Here is a 16,174-nt window from a genome sequence, read left to right on the forward strand (position 1 = left end):
ACGGTCTCAACCACGGCGTTCCAGCTTGTTCAGCATGCGCGCCTGCCGACGGCCGATGCGGGCTGCCTGCTGCAGGGCGCGGGTCAACCGTGCGCGCGGGTTCCAGTCGCCGATGTGCTCGCTGAGCGTCGCCGCGGTTTCTGCCGCCGACGCCGTGAGGTTTCGCTCGAATGCCGCCCGCCCACGCTGCACGATGCCGATGGCGGCGTCGAGCGAATCATCCGAGGCCGCCGTTTTCCGTTCGGTGCGTGGCAGCGTGCGCTCCTGCTCCAACACGGACTGCCAGCCGTTCAGTGCGACCCGCAGCTTGGCCAGCTGGCGGGTCGACGAGAGGGTGAAAAGCCAGCCGACACCGACGACGACCGGAACGGCGACGATCGCCACGACGAATGGTCCGACCAGCGTCAGGACACCGACGTCGTACAGCAGGAATACGGCCACGACGAAGATCACGGCGGAAATCCCGATGAGGTAGCGCACCGGCTTGGGCCACGGCCGGATCTCCTGGCGTCGAGGCGGGCTCACGCTGCCGAACAATAGGCGCCGAACGATGACCGGGGTGCCGTTCCGGCCTATCGAACCCCACCGGGCTCCATCAAGCGGGTCGCCGGGACGGCAGCGAGCTGAGAGCCGACGAGGATGCCGACCGCGACCATCACCGGGTGATGCCACACCGCGTACGCGGCCCAGGTGCACAATCCGACGACGAGCGGCCCGAGCCACATCATCAGGCGGCTGCGGAACGGCTCCCAGCTGAACGGCGTGACCAGCACGCTCAGTACGAACCCGGCGAGGGCCATTCCTGCGAACACCCCGAACGCTTGCTCGAAGCCGTCCTGGCCGAGCCGGAAACCAGTCAGTGCCCCGGCGATGCTGCCGGCCACGACGAGCAAACCCGTGACGGCGTCCCGCATGGTGACGGCGCTTCTCGGCGTGCCCGCGTGCACGATCTGCCAGCCGCGCATCACCACATCCGGTCCGAGCGATGCCCCGACGAACGCACCGATGACCGCGCCGTACCAGCGGCCGAGGAACCAGCCGACAAGAACTCCGGCCAGCAGACCGAGCAGCAGGCCCCGGCCACCGAGATGCAGCCCGTCGCCGACCCCAGGCGCAGTTGCTGCGGAACCCGACGGTGAAGCCGCATAACTGTCGGGGTCCCGGACGTGTTTCGCCCTCCGCACGATCTGTCGCGCCCGTTTCGGCGTGTGCCCACCACCGTCAGCACCTTCAGCAGGAAACGGTCGCGTTCGGCCAGGGTGTCCGGACCCCAATGGGTGATCTCCGGGACCATCGCGCCGCGGACCCGGACGAACCCGACGGTGCGGAAAGCACCCTCCGCCGAGACGTACTCGTACAGCAACGGAAGTTCGGTCACGGCGTCGATCCGGAGAACCGACATCCGGTATCTCGCTGGTTCGGAGATCGCGGCCCCTCCTTGATCACTGCAGCGTGCAGCAGCCTACCCACCATGGATCATCGTCGGCCCTGATCGTGACGGGGCGGCTCGTGGCCGACAGCGGACACCAGAGGCCGCGGGACGTCCGGCTGTTCGGGAAGTCCCGGCGACGGAGGACTTCCAGCAGCGGCCCCGGCCCGCGGCACAGTTCTACGTTCGGGTGGCGGGTCCGGGACGAATCCACGCGCGTCTCGCCGATCCGGGCGGCCGAAGGAGAACACCATGCCCAATCCCGTCGTGCACTTCGAGATCGGCACCAAGGATTCCGGCCGCGCCCGGTCCTTCTACCGCGCTTTGTTCGGCTGGCAGCCCGCGCCCGGTGGCCCCGAGTACTGGTTGATTCCGCCCGAGGGTGACGGCATCGGCGGCGGGATCCGGGAAGCCTCCGACCAGGTGCCCACCTACATCACTTTCTACGTGCAGGTCGACGACATCCGGGCCAGCGTCGCCAAGGCGCGCGAACTGGGTGGACAGGTCATCGTCGCACCGACACCGATACCGGGGGTCGGCGAATTCGCGCTGTTCGCCGATCCCGACGGCAACACCGTCGGGTTGATGACACCGATCGAGGACGGTGGTGACGGCTAGCCGGCGCCCCAGGTGCGGCTCGCCTGTCGCCATTCCTCATCCCATGCGGCATACCGTTGCCGGTTCAGCATCCAGCGGACCAGGCATGCGATGCCGGCAAGCAGTCCGACGAAGCTGAGCCACACCCACACGGCGAACAAGGTGGCATTGAAGGCTGCTTCGCCCTGCGTGAGCGGCTTGGGTACTCGTTCGCCCCGGCTGTCGACCCACACAGTTACGGTGACCCCGGCGCGAGATCCAGGTGGTACCTGGGCCGTACCGGTGCGATGCGTCCCGTTGACCGTCCATTCGACCCGGCCCGTGACCGGCGCTGCGCCCGGACGAGCCGGCGGCGCATCGTCGAGCAGCACCGCGGGTACGGGGCGACTTGCAGCGCTTTCCCGGTCCACACGATCTATCAGGTCCGCGTGCGTCGTCGACCAGATGAGTCCGGCGACGGGCAACGCCAACAGCGCGAGGATCACGCACAGCCGCACCACTGCGGCCTCCACGCGGTCGGACTTGCGCACCAGCGAATTGCGGGAGTCGAGTGGCCGCAACCACGTCGCCCACGCAGACCGATGGTTCGCTTGCGCGCCCATGCCATCAACGGTCGTTCGCGAGCACGGCCGGGACGAGTGCCGCAAGTCCCTGGCGAAGTGGTCTTTTGCCTGTCCCGTGCCGCGGTGGCCGCGCTTCCCGGCGCGCTCGGCGGTTGACACGCCAATCGGTAAGTTGTAACTTACGTAAGTGTCAGCTTACGAAGTCGATGCGTGGGCCGCACTGGGTGATCCGACGAGACGGCGCATCTTGCAACGGCTCGCCCAACGGCCGCAGTCGGTGACCGATCTGGCCGCCGAGCTACCGATCAGCCGGCCTGCGGTCTCGCAGCACTTGCGCGTACTGAAGCGGGCGTGCCTCGTCACCGACCGGCCGGTCGGCACGCGGCGAATTTACGAAGTCGATCGCGATGGCCTGGCCGCCCTTCGCCGCGAACTGGACCAGCTCTGGGGCGCCACCCTGGACAACTTCAAACGGATCGCCGAGCAGGCGGAACAGGAGCAATCATGACGTCTACCCAGACTGCCGTCAGGCACGAGATCACGGTGGCGGTGCCCGTGGAGAAGGCGTTCGCGGTCTTCACCGAGCAGTTCGACCGCATCAAGCCGCGTGAGCACAATCTGCTCGGCGTACCCATCGTGGAGACGGTGTTCGAGCGGCACGTCGGCGGTCATGTCTACGACAGGGGTGAGGACGGCTCGGTCTGCGCATGGGCGCGCGTGCTCGCGTTCGAGCCGCCGACGCGATTTGTGATCAGCTGGGACATCTCGCCGCAGTGGCAGATCGAGACCGACTCGAGCAAGTGCAGCGAGGTCGAGGTCACTTTCCTGCCCGAGGGTCCGGGCAGCACGCGGGTCACGCTGGAACACCGGCACCTCGCGCGACACGGTGAGGGTTGGCAGGCCGAACGCGACGGTGTGGACGGCGAGGGCGGTTGGCCGCTGTACCTGCAGCGCTTCATGGACGTTGCCGCACAGGCTTGAGAAGGCGAGGCGGACCGACGGCGACGTTCCGCCGGCCCGCCTCGCTCGCTCAGCCGGCACACACAGAGGTGTGTTCCCTGATCTTCGTCACGAACGTCGAGACGACACGCCGGAGCCTCTCCCGCAGATCTGGGTCCCGCAGGCCGTCAGCGCCGAGAACATCGTCTGCGTGACCAACCGGCAGTTCGCTGTCGACGACGCAAGCCCCCAAGGTGGACAACACCTTGCGTGTCTCGGCCTGAGCCCACACCGCACCGAACATGCCGGTGGAGGCGCCGATCACCGCTGCCGGTTTGCCGCTGACCGGGTTGGTCGCGAACGGCACGGAAATCCAGTCGAGGGCGTTTTTCAGCGCGCCCGGTGCTCGCCAGCGGGTGTCGGTGGCTTGCCCCGCCGGGCTGCGCAGGCGGCCTGCACCTGGACGAGGGCACCAGCGACATCCGCCGTCGATCGTCGGTGGTTCACTGGTGCGGACGGCCAGGAACGGCGGAGGTTGAGAAAGGGAGCGCATGACCACGGAATTCAGCTCGCTCGACGACATTCGTGACGCGATCGGCACCCCGCTCGGGCCGACCGAGTGGTTCCCGGTGGACCAGCAGCGCATCGACATGTTCGCCGAGGCCACGGGTGATCACCAGTGGATCCACGTCGACCGGGAGCGGGCGGCGCAAGGCCCGTTCGGCAAGACCATCGCGCACGGCTACCTGACCTTGTCGTTGATTCCGCAGTTCGCCGGCCAGCTGTTCCGGCTGAACTTCGGCAGCGCCCGGCTGAACTACGGTCTGAACAAGGTTCGCTTCCCCGCCCCGGTCCCGGTCGACGCACGGGTGCGGGCGACCGCGGAGTTCGTCGAACTCCGCTCGGTTTCGGCGGGAGAACAGCTCACCACGCGCTTCACGATCGAGCTCGAAGGCAGTGCGAAGCCGGCCTGCGTAGCAGAAGCCCTGACGCTGCTGCTTCCCTGACCGTGAGCCGTCGCGCTCGGTCGGCCCAGCGCACGCGACCTCGACATCCTGTCGTCGTCCACCGGAACCTGGCACGAACAGCCGGAACAGGCGTCGTTCGCGGAGCTCATCGGCTTCCGGATACGACTTCGATCTGGACGGCTTGTTCAACTACGGCCTGCAGCGCTTGCTGGACGGACTGGCCGCCCGGATCGGCTGAGGCGTGCTCACCGACCGCACGCAGCCCGATCCCGGCATTCGACCCTGACGCGCGGGTCCTTCAGCTCTAGCCCGCCGGCGACCACCGTCGAAGGCTCGGAGGGACAGGGGCCGTTCGGCATCGGAGGTCGCCATGGCCGACAACACCGACGACGTGCGCGAAGCGGCGCGCAAGCGCTTGGAAAGCAGACGAGGATTCGTCCCCCATCTGCTGGTCTTCCTCGCTGTCAACACGATGCTGGTGTTGATCTGGTGGGTGACCTCCGCGCCGAGTTTCTTCTGGCCGATCATCCCGATCGCGGCATGGAGTATCGGGATTCTGGCCCACGCCTGGGACGCCTTCTTCAGCAAGCCGATCACCGAGGAGGACATCGATCGCGAGCTGCAGCGATGGCGCCACAAACCCGGTTTCCGCTGAGGTGTCGGAGGGTGCGTCATGCGCGTGTGGCGAGTGCAGAAGCCTGGGCCGTTGACCCACCGACCGCTGCGGCTGACCGACGAGCCACGCCCGGAACCGGTTGACGGAGAGTTGCTGGTGCGCGTGCTCGCCTGCGGCGTCTGCCGCACCGATCTCCATCTGGTCGAAGGTGACCTGCCGGTCCACCGCGAGCACGTGACACCCGGCCACGAGGTGGTCGGTGAGGTCGTGGAGCCCGGCGAGGCGTTTCGGCGCGGTGACAAGGTGGGGATCCCGTGGCTGCGCGGCACGTGTTATCACTGTCGCTTCTGCCGGGGCGGGCACGAGAACCTGTGCCCGAAATCCCACTACACCGGTTGGGACGTGGACGGCGGATACGCCGACTACGCGACGGTCCCCGAGCCGTACGCCCTGCCGCTGCCGAACAACTACAGCGACGTCGAACTGGCGCCGTTGCTGTGCGCGGGGATCATCGGCTTCGCGGCGCTCAAGCGTGCGGAGCTACCCGCGGGCGGGCGGCTCGGCATCTACGGCTTCGGCGCCAGCGCTCACCTTGCCGCGCAGGTCGCGCTCGCGCAGGGGGCAACCGTGCACGTGCTGACGCGAAGCGCGAAGGCTCGGGCCTTGGTCCGTGTTCGCGGCCGCCTTGCCCGTTGCCTTGGCCGGTGAGGCAGCCGTACCCGGATCCGGGCGTGCCGGGCAACCCGAGTGCGAGCGCCAGGTTGATCCAAGCCGTGACGGTGTCGACGCCGTTGGCGTGTTGTTCGGACCCGCGAGCGGTCAGCACGTAGGCGTTGCGGGCTTCGGCCAGCATGGCGGCGGCCCGTCGCTGGTCAGCGGCGGCCACCCCGGTGATGCGTTCGACGCGTTCGGGCCACCACGCTGCCGTCTGCCGCCACGTTTCGGCGAACCCGTTGGTGCGCTCTTCCACGTACTCGCGGTCGACGTGACCGTCCGCCACCGTCGCGTGCAGGATGCCCAGGGCGAGCGCGAGGTCGGTGCCCGGTGCGAGTTGCAGATGCAGGGCCGCCTTCGCCGCCGTCGGGGTACGGCGAGGATCGACCACGATCAACCCATGGGTGTCGATGGCCCGGGCGAGGTGACGCAGGAACGGCGGCATCGTCTCGGCGGGATTGGCACCGGCCAGCAGTACCGCGTCGGCGTCGGCCAGATCCGTCATGGGGAACGGCAGGCCGCGGTCCATGCCGAACGCGCGCATCCCGGCAGCGGCCGCGGACGACATGCAGAACCGGCCGTTGTAGTCGATCTGCGACGTGCCGACGGCGACCCTGGCGAACTTGCCGAGCAGGTAGGACTTCTCGTTGGTCAGCCCGCCGCCACCGAACACACCGATGGCGTCCGGGCCGTGTTCGGCGCGGACGGCCCGGATGCGGTCGGCAACCAGATCCAGCGCGTGGTCCCATGTCGTGGGCCGCAAGCGGCCGTCGACGCGCACCAACGGGGTGGTCAGACGCGCCGGTGAGGTCAGCAACGCGGCCGAGGTCCAGCCCTTCTGGCAGAGCCCGCCGCCGTTCGACGGAAAGTCGCGCGGGCGCACCTGAACCGAGCCCGCCCCGGTGGGCACCACCGTCATTCCGCACTGCAACGCGCAGTACGGGCAATGCGTGGCGACCTGGGCCTCGGTTCGGGGATGCAGTGCCGCTGTCACGGCGAAGACGCTAGGTCGCCGCTGTTACTGCAGAACGACCGAATGTTTCCGGCAGTTGACATCGGCCGCACGCCACGTGGCGCACACCGTCAGCCCTGGGTGTTCACGGGTTTGCGGGCCAGCAGCGCATACATGAGCGGGATGCGCGGCTCGGTCTGCGGGAGCCGGAACCACCCGCCCTCGGCCGGCTGCATCGACGGCCGGCGTGGCCAGGGCAGGCGATCGGTCTCGCGCAGCCGCTCGATACGAAGTCCCGCGTCCACGACGGCGGTCGTCAGCTCACCGATCCCGTGCATCCACTCGTACGACACTGTCGCCGATGTCAGCGCGGGGCCGTCGGTGTAGGTGTAGGTCGCGTCCCGCTCGACAGCATGCCCTCTGCTCAGGTAGTCGTTGCGGATCAGCAGCTCGTCGCGTCCGTTTGACGGTGGAACGACTCCGAGTGCGTTCAGCAAGGGATGGAACTCGACGACGTACAGTGCCCCGCCGGGCCGAAGCAAATCGGCCACCACCTTCGCCCACACCGACAGGTCGGGCAGGTAGCAGACCGCGCCTTTACCGGTGTAGACGACGTCGAACCGCGCGCGACCGAGTGCCTCGACTGCGTCATGCACGTCGGCCTTGACATAGGTGACATCGACTCCGGCCTCGCGCGCCAGACGCCGTGCTTCGCGCACGGACGCTTCGGAGATGTCCAGGCCGGTGACCCGTGCACCACGTCTGGCCAGCACCACGGTCTCGGTGCCGAGATGGCACTGCAGGTGCACCACGTCCCGGCCCGTCAGTTCCCCCAGGTCCGTCCATTCGAAATCGGCGAACCACTGCTCCGGGTCGCGGCTGCCGTCCACGCCGTAGAACCCGCTGGCCACGTGAATCGGCGTCCGTTCGTCCCAGTTGGCCTCGTTGGCGCTGATCAGTGCCCGGACATCGGCGTCGAGTTCTCTCCCCACGGGGATCCATCGAGCCAGATCGAGCCCGGCGTGTCCAGTCGAATCAGGCGCGGCTGAGACCGGAGGCGCGCAGTGCCTGCCGCTCGACGGCCGCGCGCAGGGCATCCTCGCTGCCGATGATTCGCACCCGCTGCTGGGCTCGCGTGATCGCGGTGTAGAGCAGCTGGCGGGTGAGGATCGCGGAGGAGGTGTCCGGGAGCACGATCGACACGGTGTCGTACTGGCTGCCCTGGCTGCGGTGGATGGTCATCGCGTAGGCGGTCTGGACGCCGCTCAGCCGGCTGGGATGGACCAGCACCCCGGTGTCGAATGCGGCGACGAGCCCGTCGTCGCGCCGGAGGATGACACCGGTGTCGCCGTTGCTGATGCCTGCGTCGTAGTCGGTCTCGGTGGCCAGCAGGGGCTGGCCGGGAAAGCCCCGATCCGGGTCGAACCGGTGGCCGGCGGCGATGCCCGCCCATTCGACGGCGAGACGGTTCCAGTGCTGCACGCCTTGCGGGCCGTCACGGTGCGCACACAGCACGCGGTGCGCAGTCAGCGCGCCTCGGGCGGCCGTGGCGTCGCCTCGGTCCGCGGCCTCGCGCAGCGCGACGGCGCTGGCGGTGACGTCGCGCTGCAACTCGTCGAGGTCAGTGGCCGAGCACAGCTCCACGGCGTCGTCGCCGGAACGGAGCAGATCGAGGGCTTCGTCAACAGCGCCGCGGCGGACGGCGTCCGCGAGCTCGGCGATGGCGCCGGAGAACCGACGCCCGCGGCGCAACCGGACGATCCCGCCGCACAGTTTCTCCCGCTCCTGCGCACTGAGCGGAGGCTCTTCACCCCCGGCACCGTCGAGATCCACCAGCTGAGCGAGGGCTGGGTTGGCCGGCCGCCGGACCGGGCGCGCGACCAGATCGGCGAGGACGGCGCCGGCGTCCACCGAGGCGAGCTGGTCGGGGTCGCCGAGCAGGATCAGCCGCGTGTCCGCGCGGAGCGCCTCGATCAGGCGGGCCATCAGGGTCAACGACACCATCGACGTCTCGTCGACGATCACCACGTCGTGCGGCAGGCGTCGGTGTGCGTTGTGGGCGAAGCGGCTGCGGCTGTCGCGACGCCAGCCGAGGAGCCGGTGCAGCGTCGTCGCGGTCAGCCCGTCAGGAAGTCCGAGGTCTTGCCTGGTGACGGCCTCCTGCATACGCGCGGCTGCCCTGCCGGTCGGCGCGGCCAGTGCCACGCGCAGCGACGGGCCGTGCAGGGCGTGGAGCAGCGCGAGGATGCGGGCAGCCGTGTGGGTCTTCCCGGTACCAGGGCCGCCGGCGACGATGGTGGTCCATTCGGTCGCGGCCAGCGCCGCGGCGACCCGCTGCCGGTCCGGCGCGTCATGGCCGGGGAAGAGTTCGTCCAGCTTCGCCCGGGCGGCGGACAGGTCGACGTGCGGCCGGGTGCGCTCTCGCTCGGCGAGCGCGGCACGAATGGTCTCCTCCTGCCGGTGGTAGCGGGTGAAGGACAGCAACCAGCCGCTGTCGGACCGCACCAACGTCAGCGGGATCAGCGGTCCTTGGTCGCCTCCGGTGACGAGCGGACTGGTGCGCAGCAGCGACACCAACTCGTCGGGCTCCGGCCACGGCAAGTCGTCGGTGTCCTGGTCGGCGCCGTGTTCCCGGAGCCGGTCCAACTCGACACACACCGACCCGAGCCGCAGTGCACGCACGGTCAGCGCCACGGCCAGCAGCACAGGTTCGCGGTCTTCCTGGCCGAGAGCGCCCAGCCGCAGGGCGACATGGACGTCCGCCGGGGCGAGGATCCCGGCGTCTTCGAAGACGCGCAGGATTCCGGTCGCTCGCTGGGTGGTCAGTTGGGTCATCGCCCCTCCAGCAGGTCGGACAACGCCGTCACGGCTGCTGCCGGGGGCTGCCAGGTGAACACACCACAGCCGGGTGGCGTGTTCGGGCCGATCATGCCGCGCACGAACAGGTATTGCGCACCGCCGAGATGACGCTCCGGGTCGTAGGCCGGAAGCCGCCAGCGCAGGTATCGGTGCAGGGCGACCAGATACAGCAAGGCTTGCAGCGGGTAGTGCGCGCGCAGCATCTCCCCCGCCATCGCCTCGTGCGTGTAGTCGGTGGCGTCGACGGGACCGGCGGCGAGCTTGTTGGTCTTGTAGTCGACCACGGTGAACCGAGGCCCGGGACGGCGCAGCACGGCGTCGATGCTGCCGGTGAGGAATCCGCGCAGCGGTGGCGGCGTCAGCTCGCTGAGCATGTCGGGGTACCCGGCGAGCGGGTCATCGGCCGGCAGATGTGTCCGGATGGTCTCGGCGATGCGCTGCACCGAGACAGTGGCCGCCACCGGCAACTCGAACTCCAGCTCGGTGAGCCGGTCCGCCGGGGCGACATCGGCAAGGGTGTCGCGGCCGATCGGTGTCCGGAGCGCGGCGGTGAGTGCGTGGGCGAGTACGGCGACGTCCACTGTGGACATCGTGCGGGCGACCGCCTTGGCGCACCGCAGCCGGACCTCGGCGGCCAGGTCGTCGGCCGATGTGTCAACCTCCTCGAGCACGGCGTGCACCAGCGTGCCGAACTCCGCGCCTGCGGGCAGCTCGTTCATCAACGAAGCCGTCGGGCTGTCCGTGCCCTCGGCCATGCCAGTGATCCTGTCAGGGTTGATGTCACCGCCCGTGGCACCGCCCGTCGGCTCCGGGGGCTCCGGCTCGTCGATCGTGGTCCGTTCCTCGGTTTCGCTGGCCACACCCTGGTCGGCATGCGCGGCAGCGGTCAACGCGCTGTAGGACGCGCGGCGCCAGAACGTGTCGAGTCGGCGGTCGAACGTGGCAACGGCCAGCTTGCGGTGCGGCTCGGCCGCCGGCTGCCACCTGCGCGCGACTCGCTCGGCAGGCAGGGGTTCGACGGAGATCGCGCCCTCCGCCCAGGTCGTGAAGACCTGCTGCAGAGCGGAATCGGACGGCACCGGCGCCGTCGCCGCCGGTTCGGGCCCGGCACCACGGCCGAAGAGCAGGCGGTTCAGCGGAGCGCTCTTGGTGTTGGTGGTCGGCGCCCACCAGACGACCACACGGGACAGCGCGCGGGTCAGCGCCACGTAGAGCAGCCGGAGATCCTCGGCGGCTTCCTCTTTCTGATGTTGCTTCCTGCGCAGGGCGTAGCCCGGACCGTTCGGACCTCCGACGTCGCGCACGCGATCGGCGCCCTCGTGCAGCAGTAACGCGTCCACGTCGCGCGGCTTGCTGCCGTCCCAGCCGAACGGCAGATACACCACCGGGTACTCCAGGCCCTTGGCGGCGTGAATGGTGACGATGTGGATCGCCGCGCTGTCGCGGTCGAGCATGCGGCTGCGATCGGCGGAGGTGACCGGTTGATCCTCGGCCATGCGGGCCGACAGCCACCGGATCAGGGCGGTGAGACCCAGCCGTCGGGTGCGTGCTTCGCGATTGAGCAGCTGGGCGACGTGCCGGAGGTCGGTGAGTGTGCGTTCGCCGCCTTCGTGGCGCAGGATGCGCTCGGTCAATCGGGTTCGCGCGGCCAACCGTTCGAACAGCGCCGCCATGCCGTGCGCGGAGAACGTCGCGCCGAGCTCGCGCAGCAGGCCGGCGTGTTCGGCGAGCAGCTCGTCCCCACGTTCGTCGAGCTCCGCGGCCGTGACACCGACCAGCGGGGTGAGGGCGGCGAGCCGGACCCGGGGCGGGCGGTGTGGCCGCTCGACGCCTTGCAGTAGCCGCAACCATGCCTCCGCGGCGGGTGCGGCGAAAACGCTGTTGCCGCCCGCTTGCACGCTGGGTACCCCTGCTTTCTGCAGCGCATCGCGGACCAGTGCGATCTGGCTGCGATTCCGCACGAGCACGGCGATGTCGCTCGGCTTCATCGGCCGCCCGTCGAAGGTCGGCGAGCTCTGCAGCAGTTCGACGATGTCGTCGGCGAGATCGGCTGCGATGCGCCGCCGCACCGCGTCCACCGGGGGAAAGCCGTTCTTGTGCACCCGACCGCAGTCGGTTCGGGTCAGATAGCGCAGGCGCAGTGGCGGGCCGGGCAAGCGCTGCGCGGAGTGGGCCGCGGCGACCGGGTTCACCACGATCTGAGGGTGGCCGAGCGCAGCACCGCCGTAGACCCGCTCGAGCGCGGCGAGCAACCCGGCGTCGCTGCGCCAGTTGACGTCCAGCTCGAGGTGGTGATCGGCCTCGCGCACGGCATCGAGGTACGCGAGCACTTCCGCGCCACGGAAGGCGTAGATGGCCTGCTTCGGGTCACCGACCAGGATCAGCGTGCGGTGGCCGTGGAATGCCAGGCGCAGCACCTGCCACTGGACCGGGTCGGTGTCCTGGAACTCGTCGACGAGCACGACCCGGTAGCGGTCCCGGATGCGTTCGCAGGCGGCTGGGCCGTGGACCGGGTGGGCCAGGGTGTCCCGCAACAGGACCAGCAGGTCGTCGAAGTCGCGGATCCCCCGCCGTCGCTTGCGGCGTTCCACCTCGGCACGGGCGGCCTGGGCGAACTCGACGCGTCGCCCGGCCACCGTGTCCGGGCGCGGCTCGGGGACGAGCCGCGCTTGGCTGTCGCGGATCGCTGCGCGTGCCGCCGCGGTGGCCTCGTTCAGTGGCAACAGCGTCTCGTCGTTGCGGTACTTCGCCAGATAGAGATCGGAGATCACCTCCTCGGCGATGTCGTCGGTCGACTCGACCAGAACCGCATCGGGTTCCCGCTCCCCCGCGATCCCCAGGCCGTCCAGCATCTGCTGGCAGAAGCTGTGCGTCGTGGCAATGGTCGCCGCGTCGAAGTCGGACAACGCACGCAGCAACCTCCGCCGCCGAAGTTGCACGACCTCGTCGTCACCGTCGGCCAGGTAGGCGACGAGTCGGTCCTGATCCGCACGGGCACGATGCGGCTCGGTGAGCGCAGCAGCGGTCGCGGCCAGCCTTGCGCGCGTGCGTTCCCGCAGCTCGTGGGTGGCGGCCCGGCCGAAGGTGACCAGCATGATCTGCGACAGTTCGACCAGGCCCTCGGCCAGGTAGCGCGTGGCCAGCCCGGCGATCGCGTACGTCTTGCCGGTGCCCGCGCTGGCCTCGATCACCGTCGTGCCGGACGGCAGCGGGCCGGTCAGGTCGAACGTGGCACCCGGGCTCACACCGGCACCACCGTTTCACAGGCCAGCATCGGCTCCCAGACGCGACGTGCGAGCTGACCGAAGCGGCTGGGTTCGTCGCTCCATCGCTCGTCGTCACGTGGCGGGACGGCGCACAACTGCTCGAACGGCACGTCGACACCGTGCACGTAACGAACGGCCGGGTCTGCGTTCTCGCCGTAGCTGCCGCGGCTGCTGGTCCAGAGGCGCTTGGCGTCGGACATGGCATCGGCGATGCCATCTCCCCGCATGCGACAGCTCGCGTACTTTTCCGCTGTGCGCGGGGCCATCGGCAGTGGTTCACGCAGCCCACGGTCGTAGACGTCGAGCACGTGCTCCAGGACTGCGCACGGGTCGGCGGGTGCGGTCAAGGTCGACCGGCGCGCGCTCGGTTCGCCCGATCTGTACGGGCCGATCGTGACGGCCTGCCATTCGAGGTCACCGGTCGTGGCCGCGACTGCGAGCAGCCGCAGCCAGGCGGCGAACCGGTGCCGCGGCGACAACGTCGAGAACAAGACCGTCACCAGGTTCTTCCCACGCGCGTCCGGCACGGTGCCCGACAACCGTCGCCCGCCGGCGAAGTCGATCGAGACGTCGACGGTGGTCGCGACCTCGCCGAGGTGGGGTGCTGCCGCGTGTTGCACCGCGGCGATGCTGTCGGTGATCTTCCTCAGCGCATTCAGCCCGAGACGCCCGGCGGGGAGGGTTCCGCGGCGCAGCTCCGCCTGGCACACGTCGGCCAGGTCGGCCCCGGCCAGCACCGCTGACAGCATCCGGTCGCCGATCTGCCAGCGTTCCAGGCCTTCGACGGTCAGTGGGAGCGTGTCGTCGACGTCGTCGGCGCGGTCCGACAGCGTGACCCCGAGGCGCTGGCGGAGGAACTCGCGAGCGGGATTGGTGAAGAACGAGACGAGGTCGTCCAGGTCGACGTCGGTCCGGGTGACCGCGGGCAATGCCGTCTGCAACAGGGGCGGCATCGGCTGCTGGTCACGAGAGGCAAGGGCCCCGGCGAACGCGTGCGCGTCGAAGCTGAACGGCCTGGGCGGCACGAAGTTCGCCGCGTCGAACGGCTGCAAGGGCTGCCGCGTGACGACCTTCTCCGGGTCGGCGACAGTGGCCTTGACGACGTCGATCAGCTCGGCCAGCGGGGCCGCCGGCGGTCTCGGCGCTCCGGTGACCGGGTCGGCGCCGGTGTAACAGAGCACCAGATGCTCGGTGGCCGCGAGCGCCGCGTCCAGCAAAAGTTGCCGATCCTCGCTGCGTGGGTCGCGCTCCCCGAGACAGGGATTGCGCGCCAGGATGTCGTCGCCATCGGCCGCGGTCGTGCGTGGGAACGCGTCGTCGTCCAGCCCGATCACCGCGACCACGCGATGCGGAACCGACCGCATCGGAACCAACGTGCAGACCGTCAGCTCTCCGGTGCGGAAGTTCGCCCTGGTCGGGCGCGCATCCAGACGGCGGGCGAGCATCGATCGGACGTCGGCGAGGCGCAGCGTCACCTCGCCGGCGTGTTCGGTCGCCGCAGCGAGCTCACGCGTGGCCTGCACGCGCTGCCACGTCTCATCGGCCGCCACGTCCGTGAGCAGCTCGAGCGCCTGCCCGAGGGTGGCCGTCCACTCCCCCGCTTGCTGCTCGCCGGTCAGCCGGTCCAGCACCGCCGTGAGCCGTTCGACGAACTCGGTGAACCGGCCGGCCAGGTCCACGTCACTGGAGTCGACGTCGTCCAACGGAAGCGCGAGCCCCAGCCATTCGAAGCCGGTCTCGTCGGCGGCCACACCGAGCATCAGACGGTTGAGCGCGGTGTCGAACGTGTTCTGCGGAACGCTTTGCAGGCCGTGCGCGGCGCGCTGCCGAGGTCCCAGCCCCCAGCGCGCGCCCGCCGTGACCGTCCACCTGCGGATGGTCTCCAAATCCTCCGTGGTGAAACCGAAGCGGCGCGCCACCGGCTCGCGCGCGGCCAGGTCGAGGACCTCGCTCGCGGTGACCCGGCCGTCGGCCAGCTCGAGCAGGGTCGCCACCACCTCCAGCAACGGGTTGGTGTACGCCGGACTGCGGTCGGCCAGCCGTACCCGCAGCCGGTGACCGGGATGCTCGGCCACGTCGGGCTGACCGAACGCGGCCGCGATGAACGGGGCGTAGGCCTCCACATCGGGGCACAGCACGATGATGTCCCGCGGCTGCAGGGTCTCGTCCGCCGCGAGCAGACCGAGCAGCGCTTCCCGCAGCACCTCGACCTGCCGGGCAGGCCCGTGGCAGGCGTGAATCTGGACGGTGTCGTCGTTCGGGACTCGGCCTGCCGAGCCGGGAAATCGGTCGGCAGCGATGTCAGCGCGGAGCGCCGCCAGGACCCCGGACGCGGGCTCCTCGGCCGGATGGTGCACGTCGGTGCCAGGGAGCCGACGTTGCAGTTCGCGGACCTCTCTGGCCAGGCCGGCCAGCAGCGGGCTGTCGAGCAGCAATGCGCTGTCGTCCTCCGTCCGTCGCAGCGGCACCGGGCGGCCGGACAGCTTCTGCCACATGACCGGACTGGGGTGCGTCAGCCACAGGTGGACGTCGCGGTGCGCCGACAGCGCGTCGAGGACGGCGAACTGAGCACGCGTCAACCTGGTCGCGCCGAACAACGACACGCGTTCCGGCAGATCAACCAGCGTCGGATCGTCGGCGAGTGCCTGGCAGGTCCCCGCGAGCCGCTCCGCTGGGCTGGGTGTCGCGATTCGGTCGCGCAGCCGTCGCCACAGCTCGACCTGCCACGTCAGGTCCTCGTCGACGCACCCGCCTGCGCCGTCGGAGCGCCCGCCGGCGGCCCAGTCGACCAGCATGTCGGGGCGATTCTCGCCGTAGGAGGTGAACAATCGGGTCAGCGTCTCCGCGGTGCTGTACCGCCGACCGCGCCGGTGCGGTTCCGCATCGCCGTCGGCGCCGAGGTGGCGCGCCAGCATGGCGCACCACGGCTCGTCCGCGCAGTCGTCGATGATCTCCAGCAGCGTCCAGACGAGTCTGCTCGGCGACCACGGGTCTTCCTCCGGGGCGATGCCCTGTGCTCCGGCGATCGCGTCGGCGACCAGCTCGTTGGGTTGCGGAAACTCGATGTTCGCCGCCACCCCGAGCCGGGTCGACAGCTGCTGGGAGAGCCAGCGCTCGACGCCCTTGGCCGGCACCGCGACGACCTCCGGCGCGAACACGTCGTGCGCCGGGTCCGCCAGCAGCTCGGCCAGAGCCGCGACGAGGGTGTCGGATCGCTCCGCGCGATGCACGGTGAACACGCCTGGACCTGCCGTTCCGAGTGGTGGCGCCG

14 protein-coding genes and 1 pseudogene are annotated in these 16,174 nt (G+C 69.8%); 6 read left to right on the top strand and 9 right to left on the bottom strand.

What is annotated here, in order from left to right; translation table 11 throughout:
* Positions 1 to 6: 6 nt before the first annotated feature.
* Both YWM_RS0103160 and YWM_RS26015 read right to left on the bottom strand, forming a co-directional pair.
* A complete protein-coding gene (locus tag YWM_RS0103160; protein ID WP_156914597.1) occupies positions 7 to 525 on the bottom strand; it encodes a hypothetical protein in 519 nt (172 codons plus the stop codon).
* Positions 526 to 572: 47 nt separating this feature from the next.
* On the bottom strand, positions 573 to 1,184 hold the full coding sequence (locus tag YWM_RS26015; RefSeq protein WP_156914598.1) for a hypothetical protein: 612 nt from the start codon (positions 1,182 to 1,184) through the stop codon (positions 573 to 575).
* A gap of 497 nt (positions 1,185 to 1,681) precedes the next feature.
* Here YWM_RS26015 and YWM_RS21995 point away from each other — a divergent pair, with 497 nt between their 5' ends.
* On the top strand, positions 1,682 to 2,047 hold the full coding sequence (locus YWM_RS21995; protein WP_043659177.1) for a VOC family protein: 366 nt from the start codon (positions 1,682 to 1,684) through the stop codon (positions 2,045 to 2,047).
* On the opposite strand, the gene YWM_RS0103180 is transcribed toward YWM_RS21995, so the two are convergent.
* Positions 2,044 to 2,628 carry an Rv1733c family protein gene (locus tag YWM_RS0103180; protein WP_052344498.1) on the bottom strand — a complete coding sequence of 195 codons (585 nt, stop codon included), beginning with the start codon at positions 2,626 to 2,628 and terminating at the stop codon, positions 2,044 to 2,046. The genes YWM_RS21995 and YWM_RS0103180 overlap by 4 nt on opposite strands.
* Before the next feature lie 148 nt (positions 2,629 to 2,776).
* Between YWM_RS0103180 and YWM_RS0103185 the strand changes: the two genes are divergently transcribed.
* A complete protein-coding gene (locus tag YWM_RS0103185) occupies positions 2,777 to 3,097 on the top strand; it encodes an ArsR/SmtB family transcription factor (RefSeq protein ID WP_028849491.1) in 321 nt (106 codons plus the stop codon).
* Positions 3,094 to 3,570 carry an SRPBCC family protein gene (locus YWM_RS0103190; RefSeq protein ID WP_028849492.1) on the top strand — a complete coding sequence of 159 codons (477 nt, stop codon included), beginning with the start codon at positions 3,094 to 3,096 and terminating at the stop codon, positions 3,568 to 3,570. The genes YWM_RS0103185 and YWM_RS0103190 overlap by 4 nt, the downstream gene beginning before the upstream one ends.
* A 49-nt stretch (positions 3,571 to 3,619) precedes the next feature.
* Here YWM_RS0103190 and YWM_RS26370 read toward each other — a convergent pair whose 3' ends face one another.
* Positions 3,620 to 4,180: an NAD(P)H-dependent oxidoreductase gene (locus YWM_RS26370; RefSeq protein WP_084612164.1), complete on the bottom strand. Its 561-nt coding sequence runs from the start codon at positions 4,178 to 4,180 to the stop codon at positions 3,620 to 3,622.
* On the opposite strand from YWM_RS26370, the gene YWM_RS0103200 reads away from it, so the two are divergent.
* The 3 genes from YWM_RS0103200 to YWM_RS25065 all read left to right on the top strand — a co-directional run bounded on the left by YWM_RS0103200 (position 4,080) and on the right by YWM_RS25065 (position 5,820).
* The gene (locus YWM_RS0103200; protein WP_028849493.1) at positions 4,080 to 4,535 is read left to right on the top strand and encodes a MaoC family dehydratase; all 456 of its coding nucleotides are present in this window, start codon (positions 4,080 to 4,082) and stop codon (positions 4,533 to 4,535) included. The genes YWM_RS26370 and YWM_RS0103200 overlap by 101 nt on opposite strands.
* A gap of 331 nt (positions 4,536 to 4,866) precedes the next feature.
* Positions 4,867 to 5,151: a 2TM domain-containing protein gene (locus YWM_RS0103205; RefSeq protein WP_028849494.1), complete on the top strand. Its 285-nt coding sequence runs from the start codon at positions 4,867 to 4,869 to the stop codon at positions 5,149 to 5,151.
* An 18-nt stretch (positions 5,152 to 5,169) separates the two neighbouring features.
* A complete protein-coding gene (locus YWM_RS25065; protein WP_028849495.1) occupies positions 5,170 to 5,820 on the top strand; it encodes a zinc-binding alcohol dehydrogenase family protein in 651 nt (216 codons plus the stop codon).
* Here YWM_RS25065 and YWM_RS22005 read toward each other — a convergent pair.
* The 5 genes and pseudogenes from YWM_RS22005 to recC all read right to left on the bottom strand — a co-directional run.
* Positions 5,768 to 6,820 (bottom strand): annotated as a pseudogene (locus YWM_RS22005) (molybdopterin oxidoreductase family protein); the annotation flags it as partial. The gene YWM_RS25065 and the pseudogene YWM_RS22005 sit on opposite strands and share 53 nt — an antisense overlap.
* An 89-nt stretch (positions 6,821 to 6,909) precedes the next feature.
* The gene (locus tag YWM_RS0103220) at positions 6,910 to 7,770 is read right to left on the bottom strand and encodes a class I SAM-dependent methyltransferase (RefSeq protein ID WP_043659179.1); all 861 of its coding nucleotides are present in this window, start codon (positions 7,768 to 7,770) and stop codon (positions 6,910 to 6,912) included.
* A gap of 43 nt (positions 7,771 to 7,813) precedes the next feature.
* On the bottom strand, positions 7,814 to 9,613 hold the full coding sequence (recD, locus tag YWM_RS0103225) for an exodeoxyribonuclease V subunit alpha (RefSeq protein ID WP_028849497.1): 1,800 nt from the start codon (positions 9,611 to 9,613) through the stop codon (positions 7,814 to 7,816).
* On the bottom strand, positions 9,610 to 12,882 hold the full coding sequence (locus YWM_RS0103230) for a UvrD-helicase domain-containing protein (protein ID WP_028849498.1): 3,273 nt from the start codon (positions 12,880 to 12,882) through the stop codon (positions 9,610 to 9,612). The genes recD and YWM_RS0103230 overlap by 4 nt, the downstream gene beginning before the upstream one ends.
* The gene (gene recC / locus YWM_RS0103235; protein ID WP_028849499.1) at positions 12,879 to 16,142 is read right to left on the bottom strand and encodes an exodeoxyribonuclease V subunit gamma; all 3,264 of its coding nucleotides are present in this window, start codon (positions 16,140 to 16,142) and stop codon (positions 12,879 to 12,881) included. Before recC ends, YWM_RS0103230 begins: the two co-directional genes overlap by 4 nt.
* Between the last annotated feature and the right edge of the window lie 32 nt (positions 16,143 to 16,174).

It is taken from the genome of Thermocrispum municipale DSM 44069, assembly GCF_000427825.1.
Lineage (GTDB): Bacteria > Actinomycetota > Actinomycetes > Mycobacteriales > Pseudonocardiaceae > Thermocrispum > Thermocrispum municipale.